The sequence below is a fragment of the Streptosporangium sp. NPDC023825 genome, from assembly GCF_040639575.1.
Taxonomy (GTDB): Bacteria; Actinomycetota; Actinomycetes; order Streptosporangiales; family Streptosporangiaceae; genus Streptosporangium.
The window spans coordinates 50,279-69,292 of sequence record NZ_JBFAAE010000018.1 but is presented as its reverse complement, the minus strand read 5'-3'; the positions used below and the strand labels follow the sequence as shown (position 1 = coordinate 69,292).

The following is a 19,014-nucleotide window of genomic DNA, read 5'->3' as shown; positions in this document are numbered from 1 at the left end:
CGTGCGGGCCGGCAACCGGGACCACGGACGTGAGCTTCGCGACGGTCACCTTTTCTCCCGGCAGGAGGGGTGGGACGAGCGGTGGGACGACACGCCCCGGTACGGCCTCCCGGCCGAGCCGGCGGGACACGGATGGCCCGCGACGCCACCCGCGCACGGTTCCGGGGCGGAGCCGCCGGGATACGCCTCCCCGGAGGAGCCGCCCGGGTTCGGGACCCGGCGGGAGGGGCGCCTCGGGTACGGGCCGGAGCATGACGAGCCGGCCGAGGAGGAGAGCGCGCTGGTCCGGATGTACGCCGTGACCGGGGGACGGGTCGTGCCGAGTTCGAAGCTCGCCATGGAGGCGCTGGTCTCGACCACGACCACGACCCCGCTCGGCCTGTCCTACATCCGGGAATACCGCTTCATCAGCGACCTGTGCCGCAGCATCCGCTCGATCGCGGAGATATCCGCGCTCCTGGGTGTCCCCCTCGGCGTCACCCGCGTCCTGGTCTCCGACATGGAGTCCGAGGGCCTGGTGCGGATCCACCATCCCCGGGTCACCGCGGCGGGCCCCGGGCCCGACCTGCTCGAACGCGTCCTCAACCACCTCAGGGGCTAGGCTCGGCCAACCCGGTGGGGGTTGGTGGCGCGCTCGTTGACGGGACCTCCGGCCGGACGGGGAACAGGCCGGGGCCGGTCTCCCGGCGGGCGGCGCGGCTTCCCGAGCCCGGATGTGAGGTCAACGGGCTGCCGGAGCCGGAAAGGCCGCCTTCCTCGGTGGCAAGGCCGGTGTCTAGAGACGCACGTGTTCCGCCGATCCGATGGGCAGCCAGTGGAACCGGCTGCCGACCTGCCCCGGCGCCCGCAGCAGATCCTGCTCGATGCCGTCGCGGCCCTGCCGGAAGTGCTGCCAGCCCTCGTAGTGGACCGGCAGGATCGTGTGCGGAGTGATGGCCTCGCACAGCCGTACGGCCTGGCGGGCGGTCATGGTGTAGCGCAGCGGCCCGGTGAGGGGGAAGCCGACGCCGCCCAGGTGGAGCAGGACCGTACCCGGCCGTATCCGGGCGGCGGCCTGGCGGAGCGCACGGTGGTAGACCGTGTCGCCGGTGATCCAGAGCGAGCCGTGGGTCTGGCCGGGCCAGGTCAGGGCGAAGCCGATGACGTCACCGACGATGGGACGGCTGAGCGGCGGCCCGTGCCGGCAGGGAGTGGCGGTGACCTCGATCGGCGGCCGGCCGGGTGCCTCCAGCCGGGTGCTCTGCCCGGGCCTGAGCCCGCGGGCGGTCCCGCCCAGGCGGAGGGCGCCCGAGGAGGTGGTGATCGTGGTTCTGGTGGTGGCCAGCAGAACGCGCCCGGCGTCGTCGAGATTGTCGCCGTGGTGGTCGTGGGTGAGCAGGACGGCGTCCGGCGGCGGCAGCGCGTCCGGCGGGAGGGCGGGGCCGGTGAGCTTGCGGGAGGAGGTCCCCCAGCCGAACGCGTAGGTCCGGCCGGGGGTGTCGAAGGTCGGGTCCGTCAGCAGTCGCCAGCCTTCGAACTCGATGAGGACGGTGGGGCCGCCGATGTGGGTGAACCTGACTTCCGTCATGCGCTGATCCTTCGGAGTGCCCGGGGGGACGGCCGGGTGGTGGTCCCCCCGGGGAGTCGATGTCAGGAGTGGTCGAGGGCCCAGGTGAGGGCGTAGTCGGCGATCTCCTCCCAGCCCTGCTCGGCGGGCATCAGGTGGGAACGGCCGGGATACTCGACCACCTCGGTGACGGTGGCGGACTTGTAGTGCCTGGCGTTGGAACGCTGGATCTTGGGCGGCATCAGGTGGTCGTTCTCGCCCGCGATGAACAGCAGCGGCCTGCGGTCGTCGTTGTGGTAGTCGACGTAGTTGTCGTCCTTGCCGGGGTGGATGTTGGCCAGCGCGCTGCCCCAGAAGATGTTGCCGGAGGCGGGGATGTGGTAGCGCTCGTAGGTCGCCCGCGCCTGGTCCTCGGGGAAGGTGTTGGTGAAGGCGTACTTCCACTGCTCGTAGGTGAACCCGACCGCCTTGTGCCGGTTGGCGGGGTTCTTCAACACCGGGAAGGTGGCGCGGATCTGCGACAGCGGGACCACCTGCACCCCCTCGGTGGGCGCGGAGTTGATCGCCACCCCGGCGGCGCCGTAGCCGTGGTCGAGCAGGATCTGGGTGAACACGCCGCCTGCGGAGTGGCCCATCAGGATGGGCGGCGTCTCCAGGCCTCCGATCAGGGTTTCCAGGCTCTCGATGATCTGCGGGACGGTCACCTTCTCGATCGGGGTGGGGTCGGCGTTGAGCGCCTCCACCTCCACCTCGAAACCCGGATAGGCCGGGGCCAGCACTCGAAATCCCTGAGCCTCGTAGCGGGCGACCCAGTGCTCCCAGCTACGCGGGGTGACCCAGAAGCCGTGGATCAAGACGATCGTGTCGGGTCTCATGTCGGTTCCCCCTGCTATCGGGTGGCGGCGTAGGCGGACAGGACCACCGCGGTGGCGGCGGCGGGGTGGGACGTCATCACGACGTGCGAGGAGTCGATCTCGCGGACCTTGCTGCCGGCGCGTCCGGCCATGAAGCGCTGGGCGGCGGGCGGGATGACGTTGTCCCGGGTGGGGATCAGATACCAGGACGGGATGGTTTTCCAGGCCGGCGCGCCGCTGCCGTCGGACAGGCCGGTGACGCTGCCGGGCCGCTGGGTGGCCGCCATCTGCCGGGTCTTGGCGGCGGGCAGGTCGGCGGCGAAGACCTCACGGAACCTGTCGGCGGTGATGTAGCCGTCGACGCCGTCCATGGTGCCGTCGGGCAGCGGGTAGTGCCGGGGCAGCAGCGCCTCGCCCAGTTTGCTGCCGGGGAACCGGCCGGCGAGCTGCAGGGCGCTCTCCCCCTGGTCGGGCGCGAACGCGCCCAGGTAGACCAGGGCCTTGACGTTGTCGTGGCCGCGGGCGGCGTTGGTGATGACGATGCCGCCGTAGGAGTGGCCGGCGAGGATGATCGGGCCGGGGATGGTGTCCAGGACGCTGGAGATGTACGCGGCGTCACCGGCGACGTCGCGCAGCGGGTTGGCCGGTGCGATCACCGGGAATCCGGCCCGCTGCAGCAGGGTGATCATGTCGTTGAAGCCGGAGGCGTCGGCGAACGCGCCGTGAACGAGTACCACGGTCGGCTTCGCGGTCGCGGTCGCGGTTGCGGTGCCGGTCGCGGTGGCGGGTGCGGCGGGCAGGCCGAGGGCCAGGAGACAACCGGCGACGAGGATGCCCAGCAGGCGACGCGGAGAAGTCATGGGGGTGCTCCTTCAGGCGTTCAGAAAGGCGAGCAGGTCGGCGTTGAATTCGCGCTCGAAGGCACCGGCCAGGCCGTGCGGGGCGCCCTCGTAGATCTTGAGTGTGGAGCCCTTGACCAGCCTGGAGCTCTCCAGCGCCGAGGCGACGACGGGCACGATCTGGTCGTCGTCGCCGTGCGCGATCAGGGTGGGGACGTCGAAGCGCTTGAGGTCCTCGGCGAAGTCGGTCTCGGAGAAGGCCCTGATGCAGTCGAGCGCGCCCTTGAGGCCGACCTGCATGCTCCACAGCCAGAACGCGTCGATGACGCCCTGCGACACCTGGGCGCCGGGCCGGTTGTAGCCGTAGAAGGGCATGGCCAGTTCCTTGTAGAACCGCGAGCGGTCGGCCTCGACGCCACCCCGGATGGTGTCGAACACCTCGATCGGCAACCCGGCGGGGTTGGCCTCGGTCCTGAGCATCAGCGGCGGCACCGCGCCCAGCAACACGGCCTTGCTCACCCGGGAGGTGCCGTGGCGGCCGATGTAGCGGGTCACCTCCCCGCCCCCGGTGGAGTGCCCGACCAGGATCGCGTCGCGCAGGTCGAGCGTGTCCAGGAGGGCGGACAGGTCGTCGGCGTAGGTGTCCATGTCGTTGCCGTTCCAGGGCTGGCCGGAGCGGCCGTGGCCGCGGCGGTCGTGCGCCACGGCGCGGAAGCCGTGGGAGGCGGCCAGGCGGAGCTGGTCGTCCCAGGCGTCGGCGTTCAGCGGCCAGCCGTGGCTGAAGACGACGGGCTGACCACTGCCCCAGTCCTTGTAGAAGATCTGCGTACCGTCGGCGGTGCTCACGTAGGGCATCTCGCGGCCTTTCTGATCGGTGTCGGCGGGCTCGACGCTAGATCCGCGGCCCTCGGCGGCCATCCGTCAGATGACTGCACCTGTGCGGATCGCCGGTTCGCTCACGGCTTCGTTCAGGCTCCGGTGGCGGGTTTCCGGGGCGAACAGGACCGCGGTGAAGGCGAGCGCCGAGCAGGCCACCACCAGCAGGGCGATGGGCCAGGACACGCCACCGGCGCCCGCGACCAGGCCTGCCGCCACGAGCGGAGCGGGGCCGCTGGTCAGCGCGGCCGTCCACTCGCGGGCGATCGCGACGCCGCTGTAGCGATGGCGGGTGTCGAACAGCTCGGTCAGCAGCGAGGCCAGCACGGCGAACATCCCGGCGACGCAGACGCCGTACCCCAGCACGACCGCGAGGATCACCAGCTCGGGGCGGCCGGTGTCGATCAGCCAGAACATCGGGAAGGCGAACACGGCGAGCAGAAGCGCCGTACCGAGGAAGACGGGACGGCGGCCGACGCGGTCGGCCAGCATCCCGAACAGCGGCGTGACCGCGATCGCCACCGCGGCGGAGAGCAGTTTGGCGACCAGGCCCACCGTGGCCGGCAGACCGAGCGTCCTGGTCACGTACGACAACACGAAAACACTGAAGACGTAGGCGATCGCACCGAAGGGGGCGTTGGCCGCGAAGGCGATCAGCAGGATCCGCGGCTGCCTTCTGACGACCTCCAGCGCAGGGAAACGGCTCAGGCCCCGCGCCCGCTCGCGCTCGAAGAGCTCCGACTCCGGCACCCGGAACCTGAGGAACAGCCCCACGCCCACGCCCACGAGGCTGAGCAGGAACGGTAACCGCCACCCCCAGGTCTCGAACGACGGCAGCGCCGTGACCGCGGTGAAGACCAGCGTGGCGGTCAGGATTCCGATCTGGACGCCCGCCCCGGGGAGCGAGGCCCACAGACCCCGCCGGCGGGGGGCACTGGTCTCGGCCACCAGGACCAGGGCGCCCGCGTACTCGGCTCCCGCGCCGAAACCCTGCGCCAGCCGGAGCAGCACGAGCAGGACGGGCGCCGCCAGGCCCACCTGCTCGTAGGTGGGCAGCAGTCCGATGCCGACCGTGGACAGTCCCATGAGCAGCAGCGTCACGACCAGCATGGGCTTACGCCCGACGCGGTCGCCGAAGTGGGCGAACACGACACCGCCGATCGGGCGGGCCAGGAATCCGACCGCGAACGCGGCGAAGGAGCCGAGGGTGCCCGCGAGGGGCATGTCGGCCGGGAAGAACTGTTCGTCGAAGACGATCGCCGCTCCGAGGCCGAAGAGGGCGTGGTCGTAGAATTCGAGAGCGGTGCCGACGACAGCGGCCTTGGTCACCGGTCTACCTGTCATGTCTGCCTCCTGTTGTCAGGGCCGGGCACCCGCGCCGGAAAGCGCCGGGCCCGATCGATCGCCGCCCGGGCGGCATGGGCGCCGCGCGGGGCGTTGAGCGTGAGAGATCCGCGGATGACGTACCGGTGGCGCACCGCGGTCACGGGCACGCCCGCCGCGGGTTCCGGCGGCGCGGGCCTCGCCCTCGTCCCGCGGCGCATCGGCCTCGGCGGTGATGACCGGGTCCGGCGAAAGACCGGCCGGTGCCCCCGTCGAGGCGGGGAGGGTTTTGTTTCCTGTCCGAACGCCTTGTGAGCGGCGCCTTACCGCTTCGTGGAACTGTCCGGCCGGATGTGACCGGTGTCCGGCCCCGTGAGGGCGGACGTCGTCAGGCGGCGGCCTCGCGGATGAGGTCGGCGACCGCGGCGGGCTGGGATATGTGGACGGCATGGCTGCCGACGACCTCGACGACCTTCGCTCCGGCGCGTTCGGCCATCATGCGCTGGGCCGGCGGCGGGATCATCCGGTCCTCGATCGCGACGAGGTACCAGCTGGGCCTGTGCCGCCAGGCCGGTTCGGTGACCGCCCCGCCGAAGGCGTCCACGCCCCACGGGACCTGGGAGTCCGCCATGAACGCGGCCACCCGGCCGGGCAGGTCGGCGGCGAACGAGGCGGCGAACCTGTCGCGGTCGAGAAGGAGGAAGCCCCCCACGGGAGGGAGGACGGGCGGCACCGGCGCGCCGGGCGGCGTGGCGGCGATGAGGGTGTCGACCGATTCGCCGGTGTCGGGAGCGAACGCGGCGATGAGGGTGTCGACCGATTCGCCTGTGTCGGGGGCGAACGCGGCGACGTACACCAGTGAAGCGACGTTGGGGTGGGTACCGGCCTCGCTGATGACGACCCCGCCGTAGGAGTGACCGACCAGGACGGCCGGGCCGTCGAGACCGTCCAGGATCCGGCGGACCATCGCGGCGTCGCCCTCCAGCGACAGCGTCGGGTTCTGCGCGACGCGGACGCGGAGCCCGTCCCCGGTCAGCTCGTCGTAGACGCCCTGCCAGCCGGATCCGTCCACGAAGCCACCGTGCACGAGCACGATGTTCCCGATACTGGTCATGGTCGCTCCTGAGCTGGATCGACAGGCCCGGTGTCTGTCCCGGTGCACTCCATCCAAGTCGTGCGTACGCGGCCCGGCCACGCAGAACAGGACGCAGAAGTAGGGCGGAAACCGTCAGGGCGCGGTGTCCGCCAGGTCGCGGCAGCGGCTGCTCGCCTCGGCGTCGCCGACGGCCTCGTACACCTCTGCCGCCCGCGTATAGGCATGGCGGCTCTCGCCGGCGCGTTCCTCGTCGGCCAGCAAGGCCGCCAGCGTCTCCAGGGAGCGGGCCTGCGGGACGGGCAACCGAGCCTGCTCCATGAGGCTGATCGCCTCGGTGAGCTTGGTGATCGCTTCGGCCCGTTGACCGAGCAGTCCCAGGCATTCGCCGATGCGGGCGAGCGCGATCGGCCGGGTGAACGCCGCGACGCCCGGCGTCATCCCCGACCGGTCGTCGTTCAGCAGGGCCAACAGGTCGAGGTACTGCTCCAGTGCCTCGGTGTGGTGTCCGGCGTCGCGAAGACAGGTGCCGAGGGCGCCGAGGCAATGGGAGTAACGATCGATGTCGCCGTTGGCCTTGAAGATCCTCGCCGCCTGGGTTTCCGACACGATGGCCTCGTCGAGCCGCCCGAGCCGTCGAAGCGCGCCCCCCGCATGGTGGTGGGCCAAGGCGATCTGCGTCGTGGCGCCACTGCGCGTGGCCAGGTCCATCGCCTGGGCCGTGTAGCGCAGTGTGGTCTCCAGGTCCTCTCGCGGCACCAGGTGGACCCAGGCCAGCAGGTTCAGCTGCTCGGCCTGCCGGGCCGGATCGTCCAGGGCGGCGGCGGCCTCGGCTCCGAGGGTGAAGACCTCGTACCAGTGCGGCGCGTGCATCCACCGGTCGGAGAACCAGTGCATCGACTCGGCGCAGTCGAGGACGGCGGCGAACCGGCCGGTGCTCACCATGTGGCGTAACGCGCCCAGCCAGTTGTCCACGTTCACGCGCAGCCAGTGGTCGGCCTCCTCCGGGGAGGACAGGGCGGCGAGGCCGGGGACGGGCCGGTCGGGAGGACCGTACCCGGGCTCGAACCACCGCCCGGCGGCGGTGGCCGTCCGCACCAGCCACGACGTCATCGTCACGGTGAGCGTGTCGCGCTCGTCGGCGGGTTCCTCCTCCCGAAGCCGGTCGCGGGCGAACAGCCGGACCAGGTCGTGGAAGCGGTAGCGTCCCGACGTGCTGTCCTGCAGCAGTCCGAGGTCCACGAGTTCGTCGAGGGCGTCCCACGCCCCCTCGATCGACGTGCCGCCCACCACGGCGGCGAGAGCGGCGTCGAAGCCGCGACCCGGCACCAGGGCGAGCCGGCGGAAGAGCCGTCGCGTCGCGTGGGCCAGCTGCTCGTAGGACAACCCGAACGCGGTGGCGATCTTGAGATCGCCGGCGCTGAGCTGGTCCAGGCGGCGCTCCTCGTTCGCCAGCCGGGCGGCGAGGTCGGCGGCGTTCCAGCCGGGCCGGCTGACCAGCCGGTTCCCGGCGATCCGGAGCGCGAGGGGCAGCCCGCCGCACAGCTGCGCGAGCCGCCCGACGGCCGATCCCTCGTCCGAGGTGCCGCGGTCCTTCAGGATTCCGGTCAGCAGCTCGGTGGCCTCCAGCACGGGCAGGGGCCCGAGGCCGAGTCTGCGCACTCCCTCCAGGCCGGCCAGCAGGCGGCGACTGGTCACCAGGGCCTTGCCCGCGCCGCCGCCGGGCAGCAGCGGCCGGACCTGCTCCTCGGAGGCGGCGTTGTCGAGCACGATCAGCGCGCGCCGTTCACGCAGCAGGGACCGGTACAGGGACGCACGCCCGGCGACGTCGCCCGGCATCCGCTGGTCCGCGACGCCGAGTGCGCGAAGCAGCGTGCCCAGGGCCTCGTCGACGGGCAGCGGCTGCGGAGACATACCGAACAGGTCGAGGAAGAACACCCCGCCGGGGAAGTCCGGCCGCAGGGCGTGGGCGGCGCGGACGGTCAACGTGGTCTTGCCCAGCCCGGCGGAGCCGGTGACGAGCCGCACGCCCGCGGCGCCCGGCGCGTCCCCGGCGTGCGCCAGCTCGCCGGTCCAGGCCAGTTCCGCGGCCCGGCCGGTGAAGTCGTCGACGGAGCGCGGCAGCTCGCACAGCCCGGTCGGGCGGGCCCAGCGGTCGCGCAGGCGGCCCTCGCGCGCCAGCTCGACGAGTTGTTCGCGGTCGGCGTCGGCCAGGCGAAGGGCGTCGGCCAGCGCGGTGACGGTCCGGTGCTGGGGGCCCTTGCTGCGTCCGCGTTCCATGTCCGACAGCGTCCGGTCACTCACCCCCGAAGCCTCGGCGAGCTGCTCCAGCGTCAGGCGGGCCGCGTGCCGATGGCGACGCAGCACCTCCGCGAAGCTGGCTGGAGTGGTGATCGAGCGCTCCTTCTCCGCGATCCGGTGGAGATCACACAAAGCTTACGTGGAAAACCGGCGCTCCCAAGATCCACGAGGTTACGGAAACCGGTGTTCGTGACGGACGGCGCTCGGACGGCACGAGTCGGTACGAGTCGGCGGGGAGGCCCTCCGCACCCGCCGCGGCGCCCCAAGTCCCCTCCGCACCCCCCGCGGCGCCTCCAAGTCAAGGCAGCGGTCATTCGTCATGTGACGTAGTTATGCGACAATTTGATCATCGGATTCCGGGGAAGGTATCGCGTGATCATGCTCTTCGGGCGCGACCGCGAGACGGCCCAGATCGAGGGCCTCGTAGACCTCGTTCACGAGGGCGGTGGCGCCCTGGTCGTATCCGGCGTGCCAGGTATCGGCAAGTCCGCCTTGCTGGCTGTCGCCGTCGCACGGGCCGAGGCGCGCGGTGTGATGGTGTCCAGCGTCTCCGGGGTGCAGAGTGAGACGCACCTGCCGTTCGCCGGGCTCCACCAGTTGCTGCGGCCGATGCTCGGCACCGCCGATCGGCTGTCCGCCCGCCAGCGGGAGGCCCTGCTCGGCGCCTTCGGGATGGCCGAGGTCAGCGATCCCGAACCCTTCCTGGTGGCGCTGGCCGTACTCAACCTGCTGGGTGAGGTGGCGGCCGGTCGGCCGCTGCTGATCGTGGTGGACGACCTCCAGTGGCTGGACCGGCCCACCATCGAGGTGCTGGGGTTCGTGGCCAGGCGCGTGCGCTCGGATCCGATCGTGCTGCTGATGGCCCTTCGCGACGGCTACCCGACCAGCCTGGACGACAGCGACGTGCCCGAGCTGAGGCTGGCCGGCCTGGATCCCGCCGCGGCGGAGGCGCTTCTGAACGCCCGGGCCGCCGACCTCAGCGCCGGCATGCGCCGGCGCGTGCTGAGCGAGGCGGACGGCAACCCGCTCGCCCTGGTCGAGCTGCCACTCGCGCTGGACACCGGGACGGCCACGGCCGAGGCGGGGTTGCTGCCGCTCACGGCGCGCCTGGAGCGGGCCTTCGCCGTGCGGCTGGCCGAACTCCCGCCCCACACCAGAGGGCTGCTGCTCGTGGCCGCCGCCAACGACGGCCACGATCTGGCCGACGTCCTCGCGGGTGGCGGAATGATGACGGGCACCGAGATGACCGCCGAGGCGCTCGCCCCGGCCATGGACGCGGGGCTGGTGGAGCTCCACGGGCAGGCCCTGCGCTTCCGGCACCCCCTGGTGCGCTCGACCATCTACCAGAAGGCCGGCCGCGTCGATCGCCTGGCCGCCCATGCCGCGCTGGCCGGGGTGCACGGCCGCGACCCGGACCGCAGGACCTGGCACCGCGCCGCGGCGATCGCCCATCGGGACGAGTCCGTCGCCGCCGAGCTGGCGGAGGTGGCCGCGCGGGCCCGGCAGCGCGGCGCGATCCCGGTGGCGGTGACCGCCCTGCGCCGTGCGGCGGAGGTCAGCGAGGAGTCCACGGCCGGTGCCCGTCGCCTGCTGGCCGCGGCCGAGCTGGCCTTCGAACTCGGCCGCGGCGACCAAGTTGCCGAACTGCTCGCGCTGGCCGAGCCGTCGGTCCTGGGCGAGCTGCCGCGCGCCAGGGTCGTCTGGCTGACCGAGATGCTGGGAGAAGGGCGCGACGAGGGCCCCGCGCGGATCCGGCGGCTTGTCACGACCGCCGAGGAGGTGGAGGCGGCGGGTGACCGCGAGCTCGCACTCGGCTTCGTCCGGGCGGCGGCCATCCGCTGCTGGTGGAGCGACCCCGGCTGGGAGCAGCGCCGGCGCGTCATCGACCTGGCCGAGCGGCTGGCGGCCGGCGACGAGGATCCGGAACTGCTGGTGACCCTGGCCACGGCGGGGGCGGTGGAACGCGGGGCGGACGTCATCGAGCGCCTGACCAAGATGCGCGACACCCGGCTGGACGGGGCCGCGACCCGGCTCCTGGGCATCGCGGCGAGCACGGTCGGCGCCTTCGACCTGGTCGGCGACTTCATGGACGCCTCGATCGCCGATCTGCGGACCCAGGGCAGGCTGGGGCTGCTCACGCGGGCGCTCAGCACGCAGGTGTGGCGCCACGTCTTCTGCGGCGACTGGGCTGGGGCGCTTCTGGTCGCGGAAGAGGCCCACCGCCTGGCCCGCGAGACCGCGCAGGTGCGACGGCAGGCCTCGTCCCTGGGGATGCTGGCGCTGCTGGCCGGGCTCCGCGGTGAGGAGGAACGTGGCCTGGCGCTGGCCGCCGAGGGCGAGCGCGTGCTCGGCACCGTCGCGATCAGCTCGGCCGTGGCGGTGCTCCAGCACGCCAGGGGCATGATCGCGTTGTGCGCCGGGCGGTACGACGACGCGTTCGGACACCTGTGGCGGTTGTTCGAGCCGGGCGACGCCGCCCACCACCAGATCTGGCGGCAGTGGGTGATCAGCGAGCTGGCCGAGGCCGCGGTGGCGACCGGCCGGCGGGAGACGGCCAGAGGGGCGGTGACGGAGCTGGAGCAGGTGGCCGCCCGGACCCCGTCTCCGCTCCTGCACCTGGGGCTCCGGCACGCGCGTGCGGTGCTGGCCGACGACGCCGACGCCGAGGCGCTCTATCTTGACGCGCTGAGCGCCGATCTGTCGCGCTGGCCCACCGCGCGGGCGCGCCTGCTGCTCGCCCACGGCATGTGGCTGCGCCGCCGGCGGCGGATCCAGGAAGCGCGCGCGCCGCTGCGGGCCGCCCGCGACGCCTTCGACGTGCTCGGGTTGCTCGCCTGGGGGGAGAAGGCCCGCCAGGAGCTGCGGGCCGCGGGAGAGGCCAGCGACCTGCGCGTCCCGCCGACCGCCGAGTTCCTCACCTCGCAGGAGCTGCACATCGCCCGGCTGGCCGCCGACGGCCTGTCCAACCGGGAGATCGCCCAGCAGCTCTATCTGTCGCACCGCACCGTCAGCACCCACCTGTACCGAGCCTTCCCCAAGCTCGGCATCACCTCACGCGCGCAACTGCGCGACGCCTTGATAGATACGTCACGCGACTGACACCGGGCTCCGGGCCGCGGAACGTACCGTCTCCACGTGCCGTCACCTCGCCGGAAACTCCGGCATGGGCTCGTTGCGCCGCTCGAAGTGGGCGAGCGGAGCACCGTGCGGCGCGCCGGGAATCGTCGCAACGTCCGAAGCGGGGAGCGACGCGGTCAGCTGACCGCGTCGTGGCGGCACCCACGCGCCGGTTCCGCGCGAGGGGGCGGGGAGCCCGCGTCAGCTTCCCGCGAGCCACCAGCGGGCGGCGACGAGCTCGGCCACCAGGGTCTCGGTCAGCAGCGCCACGTCGGGGTCGTCGTCGTGACGGTAGCGGACGGAGGCCCTGGCGCCGGGAAGCTCGCCGCCGACGGCCAGGACGGTGGAGCCGCGCTGCCCGATCCAGTCCATGGCCTGCTCGTCGTAGCGGGAGCCGGGGAAGAGGATGGCGCGGTAGTCGAGGGTCTTGGTGAGGTAGACGTCCACGTGGGCCCAGTCGCCGGTCTCGCACGCGTCGGCCGCTCTGCGCGGGCCCTCCCGGAACATCAGCGCCGACTGCTCGGCCGAGGACAGGTGCTCGGCGGGGGCGATCGTGTAGACGCCGTGCGGGCCGTCGAGCAGCGCCGCCGCCTCCTCCAGCCACTCGCCGCGGCGGTCGAGCAGGTCGGCGGTGGCCTCGGCCGTGCGGCGGAGCAGCTCGGGCATGTCCCGGCCGAAACCGCCGGGTTCGTCCCCGGCCGGGACCCGCCCGCCCCAGCCGGGGACGGTCAGATGGCCGCCGAGTGCCAGGAGCAGGGCGAGGGTGTGCTGGAAGGTCCGGCAGGAGACGCCGCCGCGCTCCTCGCCCGCCACCATCGGGACCACCAGGTCGGCGCCCTCGGTGACGGCCGAGTCCGGGTTGTTGGTCAGCGCCAGGACGAAGGACCGGCCCCGGTGGCGGGCCACCGCGTCCAGGGTCTCCCGGCTGCCGCCGGTGGCGGAGATGGCGACCACCAGGGTGTCCGGGCTCGGCGGGTAGGACAGGGCCGCGGAGGCGTACTCGGCCACCGCGTCCACCCCTGCGGCCCGCAGGCGCAGCGCGGCCACCCGGGCGGCGTAGCGGGAGCTGCCCATGCCGAGGAGGAGCACCCGCCGGATCCCCGAGGGGATCCCCGCGAAGGGGTCGCCCGCCTCCAGGGCGTCGGCCAGGGCGGCCAGCGCGGCGGGCTTGGCCTCCAGATCGGCGAGGTACAGCTCGGGGATCACGGTCTCTCCTCCGTCGAGGTCGTCGAGGTCGTCGAGGTCTTCGGGTTCATCGGTGTCGGGTTCGTCGGGTTCATCGGTACCGGGACCGCAGCACGCCCATCGGGGCGTAGCGCCAGCGGGGCAGGTGCCTGGCCGCGTAGACGAGCTCGCGGCACTCCTGCTCGATCTCGAACGGGCGCAGCAGGGAACGGTCCAGGAGCGCGGCGTGGCCCCGTTCGGCCAGCCGCCCGAGGTAGGCCGGCTCCAGGGTGGCGCGGGCCGCGGCGGACCAGCCGGCGATCACCTCGGGGTCCGCGCCGCGGCGCCTGATCGCGACCTGCCCGACGTGTTCGAGGCTCGTGGTGAGCTGGGCGAGGTCGCGGGCCGCGGGCTGGAAGGGGTCGGCGCCCGCGACGGTCGGGTTGCCGTCGAAGTCGATCACCGCGTAGCCGTCCCGCCAGCGGAGGATCTGGCCGACGTGCAGGTCACCGTGGATGCGGATCAGCGGAGTGGCCCCCACGGAGGCGAGGGGGGCCAGCTCGGCGCGGAGCGCGCCGGCGCGCTCCGCGAGCCAGTCGCCGTCCTCTCCGCCGGTCAGCGCCAGCGCCTCCTCCAGAGCCTCGCCCGCCCGCAGCGACCACGGGCTCTCTCCCGTCGGTACGGCGTCCGCGTGCGTCACGGGGTCGGGGAAGGTCGCGGACGGGGTCGCCATCGCCGCGTGCAGGTCGGCGGCGAGGACACCCAGATCGGCGGCGAAGGAGGTGCCGCCGGAGACGGCCTCGTCCACGCACCACTCCCAGCCGTCCGCGGCGCCGGGCAGGTACGCGGTGACGAGGGCGAGCAGCAGCTCGGAGCCGTCGCCGGCGCGCCGGGAGACGGACGCGTACGGCGTGGCGGTCGCGGTGAAGCCGACCGACGTCAGGTGCGCGAACACGTCGGGGGCGGGCGCCGGGAGCGGCGCGGGCGGGGTGAGCCATTTCACGACGACCCGCTCGCCGACGACCACCGAGTGGTTGGTCTGGTCGACCCCGACCCCCCGTTCGGCGCCTCGGACGCCCTCGCCGGTCGATGACAATTGAGTGTCGATTGAGAAAAGAGTAGTGATCGGGGCGGGGAGCGCATGGAATCGGCGGACGTCGAATGGATCCGGGACGTCGCAGGTCAGAGCCGCGATGAGCTCACTGGTCCGCCCGTCGCCGGCCTGGGGAACCGTGTCGAGCCGGTCCCAGATTGAAGCAGGATTTAACAAACGGACCAAACTTTCCAGGGGTGATGTCGGGGGAAGTCTTGCTCAAGTTAATGTTGACTGCAACACTCCTGCTTTGGTCTGCCGTGTCCCTAACGGCCGGTCTACCCCAATTACACTGAATTCTGAAGGAGTAGCGGCCGTGTCCCGCACTCGGTACACCCGTCGTCTTCCGGCCGCCGCCCTGGTCGCCGGTCTCGCGCTCGCAGTCTCGGCCTGTGGCGGTGAGGCCGCGGACACCGCCGCCGCGCCCGCCGCCAGCGCCTCGTCGGCGCAGCTCAACCCGAACGCCGACCTTTCCAAGCAGAGCGTCACGATCTCCGTCTGGGCCGGCTACACGCCCGAGGACCTGCCCCAGCGGGTCAAGGACAACCTCAAGACCACCCTCAAGGTGACGGAGCACGCCACCAACGAGGACATCATGGCGAAGCTCACCGCCGGCAACGACACCGGCCTCGACGTGGCCTTCGTCTCCGGCCAGTACGCCCAGGCCCTCAACGAGGCCGGGCTGCTGGAGCCGCTGCACCCCGAGCTGATCCCCAACCTCGCGAACCTCTACCCCGAGGCCAAGGAGCTGTCCTACGACAAGGGCAACGTCTTCTCGGTCCCCTACACCTGGGGCACCACGGGCATCTGCTACCGCACGGACCTGGTGAAGACGCCGCCGACGAGTTGGAACGATATTCTCAACCCGCCGGCCGAGGCGCTCAAGAAGGTCACCATGATGACCACCGAACGCTGGCTGGCCCTTCCCGCCATCAAGGCGCTCGGCTACTCGGTCAACACCAAGAGCGACGAGGAGATCGCCAAGGTCAAGGAGAAGCTCCTGGAGGCCAAGCCGAAGCTGCTCGGCTACGACGACACCACCTTCGGCGAGAAGCTCAAGACCGGCGAGGCCGTGATGGTCGAGGCGTGGGACGGCTGGTGCCCGACCACCGAGAAGAACATCAAGTTCGTGATCCCGAAGGAGGGCAGCGACCTGTGGGTGGACACCATGGTCGTGCTGAAGTCCTCCAAGAACAAGGAGGCGGGGCACGCCTTCATCAACTACATCCTGGACCCGAAGGTCCACGGCTGGGCCGCGGAGAACATCCTCTACAAGGTCCCGAACAAGGCCGCGATGGACGCGATGGACGCCAAGCTCAAGGCTGCCAACGCCCCGCTGCAGATGACGCCGTCCGACCTGCTCAAGGGTGAGTCGATCATCGACTTGGGCGAGGACTCGGTCAAGTTCACCCAGCTCGCGACCGAGGTCTCGGCGAAGCAGTGACACGTTCCACCACCGTTTCCGGCGCGTCCGCGAGATCGCGGGCGCGCCGGTCGCGTGCCCTGGGAAGGCTCGTCTTCCTGGGGCCCGGCCTGACGTACCTGCTCGTCCTCCTGCTGGTACCGCTGGCCCTGCTCCTCAGCTTCACGATCTTCCGCAGGGGCCGGTTCGGCGGGGTGGTCTACGAGGTCACCGGCAAGAACTTCGCCCGGTTGCTCGACCCGCTCTATCTGGACGTCGTGCTCGGCTCGCTGAAGCTGGCCACGATCGCCACGCTGATCGCCCTGCTGGTCGGCTACCCGACGGCCTATCTGATCGCCCGGCTCCCGCGGAAGTGGAAGACGATCGCCCTGGTGGCGATCGTGCTGCCGTTCTGGACCAACTTCCTGGTCCGCATCTACGCCTGGATCATCCTGCTGAGCGGCCCCGGCCTGGTCAACACCACCCTGCTGGACCTGGGGCTGATCGACAAGCCGCTGGAGCTGCTCTACAACCAGGGCACCATCGTCACCGGCCTGGTCTACTCGTACCTGCCGCTGATGGTCCTGCCGCTGTACGCGGCGATCGAGAAGCTCGACCCGCAGCTGCGCGAGGCCTCGGCCAACCTCGGCGCCTCACCGGTCCGCACGTTCGCGTCGGTGACGCTGCCGCTCACCCTGCCGGGCGTGTTCACCGGCTGCCTGTTCGTCTTCGTGCCGAGCTTCGGCAACTTCATCATCCCCGAACTGCTCGGCGGCGGCCGTTCCATCATGGTCGGCAACCTGATCAGGGACCAGTTCCTCAAGGCGCGCGACTGGCCGTTCGGATCCACCCTCGCGCTGGCGCTGATCGCCGTGCTGATCGTCCTGCTGCTCCTGCAGGCCTGGAGTGCCCGACGTGCGTAGATCACGCCTGCTGTACGTCCCCTTCTGGGCGGCCTACGTCTTCCTCTACACGCCGATCGTCGTGCTCGTCGTGATGTCGTTCAACGCCGGCGAGTCTCCCTACGTCTACGAGGGCTTCAGCCTGGACTGGTACGGCGTCCTCGCCCAGAACGCCAAGATCCGCGAAGGGCTGGTCAACACCCTCGTCGTGGCCGCGGGCTCCACCGTGCTGGCCACGGTGCTCGGCACCCTGCTGGCGGTGGGCCTGGCCCGGCACACCAGGTCGCGGGCGCTGGACGCGCTGGGCGTGATGCCCGCGGTCCTGCCCGACCTGGTGCTCGCCATCGGGCTGCTGGTGTTCTACGCCACCGTCAAGGCGACCCTCGGCCTGCACTCGGTGCTGCTGGCCCACACGGTGTTCGGCATGGCGTTCGTGACCGCGGTGGTCCGCACCCGGCTCGCGGGAGCCGACACCTCCCTGGAGGAGGCGTCCAGGGACCTGGGCGCGACGCCCTTCACCACGTTCCTGCGGGTCACGCTGCCGCAGCTGGCGCCGGGCATCACGGCGGGCGCGCTGCTGGCGTTCACCCTCTCGATCGACGAGTTCGTCATCGCGTACTTCACGGCCGCGCCCACCACGCCGACCCTGCCCATCGTCATCTACTCAATGGTCCGCTTCGGGGTCACCCCCGAGATCAACGCGCTGGCCACGCTGCTGCTGCTGGTGAGCTTCACCGCGGTGATCGTGACCCAGCGGATGACCCGACTGACGGAGTCGCTGTCCTAATGCTGAAGATCACAGGTGTCAGCCGCCGTTTCGGCGACGTCACGGCGCTGTCGGACGTCTCCCTGGAGATCCGGCAGGGCGAGTTCTTCGCGCTGCTCGGCCCCAGCGGCTGCGGCAAGACGACGCTCCTGCGGATCCTGGCGGGTTTCGAGTCCCCCGACGAGGGCTCCGTCACGCTCGACGGCGAGGACCTGCTCGGCCAGGCGGCCCACCGCCGCCCGGTCAACCTGATGTTCCAGTCGTACGCCCTGTTCCCGCACATGACCGTGGCGAAGAACGTCGCGTACGGCCTGGAGCGGGAGAGGCTGGGCCGGGCGGAGGTCCGCCGCCGGGTCGGCGAGGTGCTGGAGAAGGTCGGGCTGGACACCATGGCCGGGCGCAAGCCGCAGCAGCTCTCCGGCGGCCAGCGGCAGCGGGTCGCGCTGGCCCGCGCGATCGTGAAGCGGCCGCGCCTGCTGCTGCTCGACGAGCCGCTGTCCGCGCTGGACAAGAAGGTGCGCGCGGAGATGCAGCTGGAGCTCAAGCGGCTGCAGAACGAGGTCGGCATCACCTTCGTCGTGGTCACCCACGACCAGGAGGAGGCCATGTCGCTCGCCGACAGGATCGCGGTCTTCAACGCGGGCTCGGTCGAGCAGGTCGACGCCCCGGTGGAGCTGTACGAGCGCCCGCGCACCCCGTTCGTCGCCGACTTCGTGGGGGCCAACAACATCTTCCCCGGCAGGGCCTGCTCGGTCGGCCTGGCCGGCGACGGGCTCGGCGTGCTTCCCGGCGTCTCGAACCTGCCCGACGGCACGCCCGCGCTGCTCGCCGTACGGCCGGAGCGGCTCAGGATCGGGACCGAGGGGGTACTGCGCGGCGAGGTCGTCGACGTGAGCTTCTTCGGCGGAGTCTCGCACGTGTCGGTCCAGGTGAGCGGGCGCCCCACGCCCGTCCTGGTGGCCACCCCCGGGGCCACGCAGGTGCGGGCGGGTTCCTCCGTCGCGCTCGGCTGGGCGGACGCCGACGGAGTGCTGATCCCTCAATGAGAAGACTTGAGCGGGTTGTTCGTCGCGGTCCTGGCGTAGTCGAGGATGAGCTCCGCGGCCTCCTGCGCGCCGATCACCGGGTGGCGGGCCGTTATGCGGTAGCCGTACGCGTCCTCGAGCGCGACGAGGTTGCGGGCGATGGGCAGCGAGTCGCCGGACAGCTTGAAGGTCTCCAGGGCGGCCCCGGTGTCGAGGATGCTCTGGTAGAGCGCGACCTGGCGGTCGTAGAGCGTGGTCAGCAGGAGCGCGTACATCCTGTTGCGGGCCGCGGCGCCGCCGAGCTCGTTGAGCAGCCGGACGTCCGGGTCGTCCGGGCCGTGCGGCAGTCCCGAGCGGATGGTCACGACGAGCTTCTCCGCGGGGTCGCGCATGCCGCTGATCCGCTTGAGCCTCTGCTCGTAGAAGCGCTCCATCCCGGCGTGGTGGGCGTCGACCAGCAACTCGCTGAGGCGCGGGTAGTGGTAGAGGACCGCCCCGGAGGTGAGACCGGCCTCCTCGGCGACGTGGTTGAGATGCACCCCCTCGGTGCCGTGCCGGACGATCGCCCGGTGTGCGGCCGCGATGAGATCCAGGCGCCGGTCCGCCCGTCCCTTGCGCGTCATATTCCCCCGCTCGTTGAAAACCACGCTCTGTGCCGGGGTCCATAGTGACCGTTTCCCGGCGTTTTTACCAGCCGAGAATTGAATCATTCT

General features: G+C 71.6%; 16 protein-coding genes. 6 read left to right on the top strand and 10 right to left on the bottom strand.

Going from position 1 to position 19,014, the window contains the following annotated elements; all coding sequences use genetic code 11:
• Window position 1: 1 nt before the first annotated feature.
• A complete protein-coding gene (locus tag AB0G15_RS18205; RefSeq protein WP_362840786.1) occupies window positions 2–601 on the top strand; it encodes a DUF742 domain-containing protein in 600 nt (199 codons plus the stop codon).
• A gap of 174 nt (window positions 602–775) precedes the next feature.
• Here the strand turns inward: AB0G15_RS18205 and AB0G15_RS18200 are convergent, their stop codons facing one another.
• From AB0G15_RS18200 to AB0G15_RS18170, 7 genes are all read right to left on the bottom strand, one after another.
• Window positions 776–1,567: an MBL fold metallo-hydrolase gene (locus AB0G15_RS18200; protein ID WP_362840784.1), complete on the bottom strand. Its 792-nt coding sequence runs from the start codon at window positions 1,565–1,567 to the stop codon at window positions 776–778.
• Between the two features lie 62 nt (window positions 1,568–1,629).
• Window positions 1,630–2,421, bottom strand: a complete 792-nt coding sequence (locus AB0G15_RS18195) for an alpha/beta hydrolase (protein ID WP_362840781.1) — start codon at window positions 2,419–2,421, stop codon at window positions 1,630–1,632.
• 14 nt (window positions 2,422–2,435) lie between these two features.
• Window positions 2,436–3,260 (bottom strand): alpha/beta hydrolase, encoded by an 825-nt coding sequence (locus tag AB0G15_RS18190; RefSeq protein ID WP_362840778.1) that lies wholly within the window; start codon window positions 3,258–3,260, stop codon window positions 2,436–2,438.
• 12 nt (window positions 3,261–3,272) lie between these two features.
• Window positions 3,273–4,094 carry an alpha/beta hydrolase gene (locus AB0G15_RS18185; protein ID WP_362840776.1) on the bottom strand — a complete coding sequence of 274 codons (822 nt, stop codon included), beginning with the start codon at window positions 4,092–4,094 and terminating at the stop codon, window positions 3,273–3,275.
• A gap of 66 nt (window positions 4,095–4,160) precedes the next feature.
• Window positions 4,161–5,459: an MFS transporter gene (locus AB0G15_RS18180; protein ID WP_362840773.1), complete on the bottom strand. Its 1,299-nt coding sequence runs from the start codon at window positions 5,457–5,459 to the stop codon at window positions 4,161–4,163.
• A 367-nt stretch (window positions 5,460–5,826) separates the two neighbouring features.
• On the bottom strand, window positions 5,827–6,552 hold the full coding sequence (locus AB0G15_RS18175) for an alpha/beta hydrolase (RefSeq protein WP_362840770.1): 726 nt from the start codon (window positions 6,550–6,552) through the stop codon (window positions 5,827–5,829).
• Between the two features lie 114 nt (window positions 6,553–6,666).
• Complete coding sequence (locus tag AB0G15_RS18170; RefSeq protein WP_362840768.1) at window positions 6,667–8,964, bottom strand: helix-turn-helix domain-containing protein; 2,298 nt, start codon at window positions 8,962–8,964, stop codon at window positions 6,667–6,669.
• A 246-nt stretch (window positions 8,965–9,210) separates the two neighbouring features.
• On the opposite strand from AB0G15_RS18170, the gene AB0G15_RS18165 reads away from it, so the two are divergent.
• Window positions 9,211–11,931, top strand: a complete 2,721-nt coding sequence (locus tag AB0G15_RS18165) for an AAA family ATPase (RefSeq protein ID WP_362840942.1) — start codon at window positions 9,211–9,213, stop codon at window positions 11,929–11,931.
• 219 nt (window positions 11,932–12,150) lie between these two features.
• Here AB0G15_RS18165 and AB0G15_RS18160 read toward each other — a convergent pair whose 3' ends face one another.
• Together AB0G15_RS18160 and AB0G15_RS18155 are read right to left on the bottom strand one after the other, a co-directional pair.
• Window positions 12,151–13,155, bottom strand: coding sequence for an SIS domain-containing protein (locus AB0G15_RS18160; RefSeq protein ID WP_362840765.1), 1,005 nt, complete (start codon window positions 13,153–13,155; stop codon window positions 12,151–12,153).
• A gap of 70 nt (window positions 13,156–13,225) precedes the next feature.
• Entirely contained in the window at window positions 13,226–14,209 is a 984-nt protein-coding gene (locus tag AB0G15_RS18155) for a hypothetical protein (RefSeq protein WP_362840762.1), read from the bottom strand.
• A 313-nt stretch (window positions 14,210–14,522) separates the two neighbouring features.
• Between AB0G15_RS18155 and AB0G15_RS18150 the strand changes: the two genes are divergently transcribed.
• Genes AB0G15_RS18150 through AB0G15_RS18135 form a run of 4 tightly spaced genes read left to right on the top strand, consistent with a single transcriptional unit; the run spans window position 14,523 to window position 18,322 of the window.
• Entirely contained in the window at window positions 14,523–15,650 is a 1,128-nt protein-coding gene (locus AB0G15_RS18150) for a spermidine/putrescine ABC transporter substrate-binding protein (protein ID WP_362840759.1), read from the top strand.
• Window positions 15,647–16,531, top strand: coding sequence for an ABC transporter permease (locus AB0G15_RS18145; protein ID WP_362840757.1), 885 nt, complete (start codon window positions 15,647–15,649; stop codon window positions 16,529–16,531). Before AB0G15_RS18150 ends, AB0G15_RS18145 begins: the two co-directional genes overlap by 4 nt.
• A complete protein-coding gene (locus AB0G15_RS18140; protein WP_362840754.1) occupies window positions 16,524–17,297 on the top strand; it encodes an ABC transporter permease in 774 nt (257 codons plus the stop codon). Before AB0G15_RS18145 ends, AB0G15_RS18140 begins: the two co-directional genes overlap by 8 nt.
• Window positions 17,297–18,322 carry an ABC transporter ATP-binding protein gene (locus tag AB0G15_RS18135; protein ID WP_362840752.1) on the top strand — a complete coding sequence of 342 codons (1,026 nt, stop codon included), beginning with the start codon at window positions 17,297–17,299 and terminating at the stop codon, window positions 18,320–18,322. Before AB0G15_RS18140 ends, AB0G15_RS18135 begins: the two co-directional genes overlap by 1 nt.
• Here the strand turns inward: AB0G15_RS18135 and AB0G15_RS18130 are convergent.
• A complete protein-coding gene (locus AB0G15_RS18130) occupies window positions 18,316–18,924 on the bottom strand; it encodes a TetR family transcriptional regulator (RefSeq protein WP_362840749.1) in 609 nt (202 codons plus the stop codon). The two genes, AB0G15_RS18135 and AB0G15_RS18130, sit on opposite strands and share 7 nt — an antisense overlap.
• Between the last annotated feature and the right edge of the window lie 90 nt (window positions 18,925–19,014).

What these genes read in the sequence shown, in the direction of transcription:
- AB0G15_RS18200 (WP_362840784.1), bottom strand. Translation starts at nt 1,567, where the DNA reads ATGACGGAAGTCAGGTTCACCCACATCGGCGGCCCCACCGTCCTCATC.
- AB0G15_RS18195 (WP_362840781.1), bottom strand. Translation starts at nt 2,421, where the DNA reads ATGAGACCCGACACGATCGTCTTGATCCACGGCTTCTGGGTCACCCCG.
- AB0G15_RS18190 (WP_362840778.1), bottom strand. Translation starts at nt 3,260, where the DNA reads ATGACTTCTCCGCGTCGCCTGCTGGGCATCCTCGTCGCCGGTTGTCTC.
- AB0G15_RS18185 (WP_362840776.1), bottom strand. Translation starts at nt 4,094, where the DNA reads ATGCCCTACGTGAGCACCGCCGACGGTACGCAGATCTTCTACAAGGAC.
- AB0G15_RS18180 (WP_362840773.1), bottom strand. Translation starts at nt 5,459, where the DNA reads ATGACAGGTAGACCGGTGACCAAGGCCGCTGTCGTCGGCACCGCTCTC.
- AB0G15_RS18175 (WP_362840770.1), bottom strand. Translation starts at nt 6,552, where the DNA reads ATGACCAGTATCGGGAACATCGTGCTCGTGCACGGTGGCTTCGTGGAC.
- AB0G15_RS18165 (WP_362840942.1), top strand. Translation starts at nt 9,211, where the DNA reads ATGCTCTTCGGGCGCGACCGCGAGACGGCCCAGATCGAGGGCCTCGTA.
- AB0G15_RS18135 (WP_362840752.1), top strand. Translation starts at nt 17,297, where the DNA reads ATGCTGAAGATCACAGGTGTCAGCCGCCGTTTCGGCGACGTCACGGCG.
- AB0G15_RS18130 (WP_362840749.1), bottom strand. Translation starts at nt 18,924, where the DNA reads ATGACGCGCAAGGGACGGGCGGACCGGCGCCTGGATCTCATCGCGGCC.